Source organism: Saccharospirillum alexandrii, assembly GCF_004000275.1.
GTDB classification, from domain to species: Bacteria; Pseudomonadota; Gammaproteobacteria; order Pseudomonadales; family Natronospirillaceae; genus Saccharospirillum; species Saccharospirillum alexandrii.
In genome coordinates this window covers 1-5,518 of the sequence record NZ_RCIP01000011.1, presented here as the reverse complement: position 1 = coordinate 5,518, position 5,518 = coordinate 1, and the positions used below count along the sequence as shown (strand labels likewise).

Below are 5,518 nucleotides of genomic sequence, written 5' to 3'. Positions count from 1 at the left end.
GATGCCTTCGGGTATCTGCCAAACGATTTAAACTGAAGAGTTTGATCATGGCTCAGATTGAACGCTGGCGGCAGGCCTAACACATGCAAGTCGAGCGGTAACAGGGGTAGCTTGCTACCCGCTGACGAGCGGCGGACGGGTGAGTAACGCGTAGGAATCTACCCGGTAGTTGGGGATAGCCCGGAGAAATCCGGATTAATACCGAATAATCTCTACGGAGGAAAGGGGGCTTCGGCTCTCGCTACTGGATGAGCCTGCGTCGGATTAGCTAGTTGGTGGGGTAAAGGCTTACCAAGGCGACGATCCGTAGCTGGTCTGAGAGGATGATCAGCCACACTGGGACTGAGACACGGCCCAGACTCCTACGGGAGGCAGCAGTGGGGAATATTGGACAATGGGGGCAACCCTGATCCAGCCATGCCGCGTGTGTGAAGAAGGCCTTCGGGTTGTAAAGCACTTTCAGTGAGGAGGAAGGGGTGATGGTTAATACCCATCATCATTGACGTTACTCACAGAAGAAGCACCGGCTAACTCCGTGCCAGCAGCCGCGGTAATACGGAGGGTGCAAGCGTTAATCGGAATTACTGGGCGTAAAGCGCGCGTAGGCGGCAAGTTAAGTTGGGTGTGAAAGCCCCGGGCTCAACCTGGGAACTGCATTCAAAACTGGCTAGCTAGAGTACAGCAGAGGATAGTGGAATTTCCGGTGTAGCGGTGAAATGCGTAGAGATCGGAAGGAACACCAGTGGCGAAGGCGACTGTCTGGGCTGATACTGACGCTGAGGTGCGAAAGCGTGGGGAGCAAACAGGATTAGATACCCTGGTAGTCCACGCCGTAAACGATGTCGACTAACCGTTGGGTTCTTTATGGACTTGGTGGTGAAGTTAACGCGATAAGTCGACCGCCTGGGGAGTACGGCCGCAAGGTTAAAACTCAAATGAATTGACGGGGGCCCGCACAAGCGGTGGAGCATGTGGTTTAATTCGAAGCAACGCGAAGAACCTTACCTACTCTTGAAATCCAGTGAACTTAGCAGAGATGCTTTGGTGCCTTCGGGAACACTGAGACAGGTGCTGCATGGCTGTCGTCAGCTCGTGTTGTGAAATGTTGGGTTAAGTCCCGTAACGAGCGCAACCCCTATCCTTATTTGCCAGCGAGTAATGTCGGGGACTATAAGGAGACTGCCGGTGACAAACCGGAGGAAGGCGGGGATGACGTCAAGTCATCATGGCCCTTACGAGTAGGGCTACACACGTGCTACAATGGCCGGTACAGACGGTTGCGAAGCCGCGAGGTGGAGCTAATCTGAGAAAGCCGGTCGTAGTCCGGATTGGAGTCTGCAACTCGACTCCATGAAGTCGGAATCGCTAGTAATCGTGAATCAGAATGTCACGGTGAATACGTTCCCGGGCCTTGTACACACCGCCCGTCACACCATGGGAGTTGATTGCACCAGAAGTCGGTAGCTTAAAATTGGGCGCTGACCACGGTGTGGTTAATGACTGGGGTGAAGTCGTAACAAGGTAACCCTAGGGGAACCTGGGGTTGGATCACCTCCTTAAACCTAGATCTGCAAGTGTCCACAACGAATTACTTCTTCTGACGACCTAATCGGGCAACCGGTTGGGTTTTTCGGATGTTCTTTAACAATCTAATCAAGTTTTCTCAAAAATGAAGTTCTGAAAGAACCAAGCGTTGAACGTAGACTTTGTCTAACCGTCTGCGACCGTATCGCTTTGAGTAGTGATGGCACTGAAAANCCTAGGGGAACCTGGGGTTGGATCACCTCCTTAAACCTAGATCTGCAAGTGTCCACAACGAATTACTTGATTCCGATGAAACAGCGAATGGATAAAAGCTTCGAGCAGTGAGTTTGAAGCTTCGAGCTTTTGACCTTTGGTTTTAACTAACAGCTCGCAGCTAGTAGCTCAAAGCTATGTTTTTTAGGACTGTAGCTCAGTTGGTTAGAGCGCACCCCTGATAAGGGTGAGGTCGGCAGTTCAAATCTGCCCAGTCCTACCAAATTTCCGCAATACGTCGTTGAAGCATTGCTCACGTATCGTTGATACGCTACGCAGAGCTTCGCCTAGTCTTGCGAAAATTGACCAGGAAAGTTTCGGGGCTATAGCTCAGCTGGGAGAGCGCCTGCCTTGCACGCAGGAGGTCAGCGGTTCGATCCCGCTTAGCTCCACCAAATTCCTGAATACTTCGTTGCAGAGCTCGTCACATAGTGAACTATGCTTCCTCACTCTGCGCCTCGTCTTCAGAAATTTGGTCTTCAACCGACTCCGGGTTGAAAGTCAAAAGTCAGGTAATAAATCCTCAAGCATCCATTCAATGACCGTAAAGCCAAATGATTTCAGGTTTGTGAAATCCTTTCGCTTTGCGCAGTCCGCAAAGCTGTTTTGTTCTTTAACAATCTAATCAAGTTTTCTCAAAATGAAGTTCTGAAAGAACCAAGCGTTGAACGTAGACTTTGTCTAACCGTCTGCGACCGTATTGCTTTGAGTAGTGATGGCACTGAAAGGTGACGACACTCCTTCGGGTTATATGGTCAAGTGACGAAGCGTACACGGTGGATGCCTAGGCAACTGGAGGCGATGAAAGACGTTGTAGCCTGCGAAAAGGCTCGGGGAGGTGGCAAACGACCTTTGATCCGAGCATCTCTGAATGGGGAAACCCACCCGTCTTAAGGCGGGTATCCCAAGCTGAATACATAGGCTTGGGAGGCGAACGCGGGGAACTGAAACATCTAAGTACCCGTAGGAAAAGACATCAAACGAGATTCCCCAAGTAGCGGCGAGCGAACGGGGATTAGCCCTTAAGCACTGGGCCGGTTAGTGGAATGACCTGGAAAGGTCAGCCGTAGTGGGTGATAGCCCCGTACACGAAAACCCAACAGTGTGAAATCGAGTAGGTCGGGACACGTGTTATCCTGACTGAACATGGGGGGACCATCCTCCAAGGCTAAATACTCCCAGTTGACCGATAGTGAACCAGTACCGTGAGGGAAAGGCGAAAAGAACCCCTGTGAGGGGAGTGAAATAGATCCTGAAACCGTGTACGTACAAGCAGTGGGAGCCCCTTCGTGGGGTGACTGCGTACCTTTTGTATAATGGGTCAGCGACTTACATTATGTGGCGAGGTTAACCGAATAGGGGAGCCGTAGCGAAAGCGAGTCTTAACTGGGCGTCCAGTCGCATGATGTAGACCCGAAACCCGGCGATCTATCCATGAGCAGGTTGAAGGTTGAGTAACATCAACTGGAGGACCGAACCCACTAATGTTGAAAAATTAGGGGATGACTTGTGGATCGGAGTGAAAGGCTAATCAAGCCGGGAGATAGCTGGTTCTCCTCGAAAGCTATTTAGGTAGCGCCTCGGACGAATACCACTGGGGGTAGAGCACTGTTTGGGCTAGGGGGTCATCCCGACTTACCAACCCCATGCAAACTCCGAATACCAGTGAGTACTATCCGGGAGACACACGGCGGGTGCTAACGTCCGTCGTGGAAAGGGAAACAACCCAGACCGTCAGCTAAGGTCCCAAAATCCATGTTAAGTGGGAAACGATGTGGGAAGGCTCAGACAGCTAGGAGGTTGGCTTAGAAGCAGCCACCCTTTAAAGAAAGCGTAATAGCTCACTAGTCGAGTCGGCCTGCGCGGAAGATATAACGGGGCTCAAACATGGTACCGAAGCTACGGACTTGCACTTGTGCAAGTGGTAGAGGAGCGTTCTGTAAGCCGTTGAAGGTGTGTTGAGAAGCATGCTGGAGGTATCAGAAGTGCGAATGCTGACATGAGTAACGATAATGCGAGTGAAAAACTCGCACGCCGAAAGACCAAGGGTTCCTGTCCAACGTTAATCGGGGCAGGGTGAGTCGGCCCCTAAGGCGAGGCTGAAAAGCGTAGTCGATGGGAAACGGGTTAATATTCCCGTACTTGGGTGTACTGCGATGGGGGGACGGAGAAGGCTAGGCCATCCGGGCGTTGGTTGTCCCGGTTCAAGCAGGTAGGCTGAGATCTTAGGAAAATCCGGGATCTTAAGGCTGAGATGCGATGACGGTGAGACTACGGTCTCCGAAGTGGTTGATGCCCAGCTTCCAGGAAAAGCCTCTAAGCTTCAGGTACACCGAAACCGTACCCGAAACCGACACAGGTGGTCAGGTAGAGAATACCAAGGCGCTTGAGAGAACTCGGGTGAAGGAACTAGGCAAAATGGTGCCGTAACTTCGGGAGAAGGCACGCTGGCGTTAGGTGAAGTCCCTTGCGGATGGAGCTGAAGCCAGCCGAAGATACCAGGCCCCTGCGACTGTTTATTAAAAACACAGCACTGTGCAAACACGAAAGTGGACGTATACGGTGTGACGCCTGCCCGGTGCCGGAAGGTTAATTGATGGGGTTAGCTTCGGCGAAGCTCTTGATCGAAGCCCCGGTAAACGGCGGCCGTAACTATAACGGTCCTAAGGTAGCGAAATTCCTTGTCGGGTAAGTTCCGACCTGCACGAATGGCGTAACGATGGGGGCGCTGTCTCCACCCGAGACTCAGTGAAATTGAAATCGCTGTTAAGATGCAGTGTATCCGCGGCTAGACGGAAAGACCCCGTGAACCTTTACTACAGCTTCACACTGGACTTTGAGCTTGCTTGTGTAGGATAGGTGGGAGGCTTTGAAGCGGTGACGCCAGTTACCGTGGAGCCAACCTTGAAATACCACCCTGGCAAGTTTGAGGTTCTAACCTAGGCCCGTAATCCGGGTCAGGGACCGTGTGTGGTGGGTAGTTTGACTGGGGCGGTCTCCTCCCAAAGAGTAACGGAGGAGCACGAAGGTACCCTAAGCATGGTCGGAAATCATGCGGTTAGTGTAATGGCACAAGGGTGCTTGACTGCGAGACGGACAGGTCGAGCAGGTACGAAAGTAGGTCATAGTGATCCGGTGGTTCTGTATGGAAGGGCCATCGCTCAACGGATAAAAGGTACTCCGGGGATAACAGGCTGATACCGCCCAAGAGTTCACATCGACGGCGGTGTTTGGCACCTCGATGTCGGCTCATCACATCCTGGGGCTGAAGCCGGTCCCAAGGGTATGGCTGTTCGCCATTTAAAGTGGTACGCGAGCTGGGTTTAGAACGTCGTGAGACAGTTCGGTCCCTATCTGCCGTGGACGTTGGAAAATTGAGAAGAGCTGCTCCTAGTACGAGAGGACCGGAGTGGACGAACCCCTGGTGTTCGGGTTGTGATGCCAATCGCATTGCCCGGTAGCTACGTTCGGACAGGATAACCGCTGAAAGCATCTAAGCGGGAAGCCCCCTTCAAGATGAGTTTTCCCTGAGACTTCGAGTCTCCTAAAGGGCCCAGGAAGACTACCTGGTTGATAGGCAGGGTGTGTAAGCGCTGCGAGGCGTTGAGCTAACCTGTACTAATTGCCCGTGCGGCTTGGCCATATAACGCCCAAGGGGTGTTGGGTCGCCGATGGATAGATAAAGCAAGACTGCGACAGTGCTTGGTACTGACGAACGGAA

At 52.3% G+C, this 5,518-nt stretch carries 2 tRNA genes and 2 rRNA genes; all 4 read left to right on the top strand.

Going from position 1 to position 5,518, the window contains the following annotated elements:
- Positions 1-29 precede the first annotated feature (29 nt).
- The 4 genes from EP166_RS21005 to EP166_RS20990 all read left to right on the top strand — a co-directional run bounded on the left by EP166_RS21005 (position 30) and on the right by EP166_RS20990 (position 5,440).
- Positions 30-1,559 (top strand): 16S ribosomal RNA (locus EP166_RS21005).
- A 384-nt stretch (positions 1,560-1,943) separates the two neighbouring features.
- A tRNA-Ile gene (locus EP166_RS21000) sits at positions 1,944-2,020 on the top strand.
- Positions 2,021-2,116: 96 nt separating this feature from the next.
- Positions 2,117-2,192 (top strand) — tRNA-Ala (locus tag EP166_RS20995).
- Positions 2,193-2,550: 358 nt separating this feature from the next.
- A 23S ribosomal RNA gene (locus EP166_RS20990) occupies positions 2,551-5,440 on the top strand.
- The 16S and 23S rRNA genes sit together here with 2 tRNA genes alongside, the layout of an rRNA operon.
- Positions 5,441-5,518: the final 78 nt, after the last annotated feature.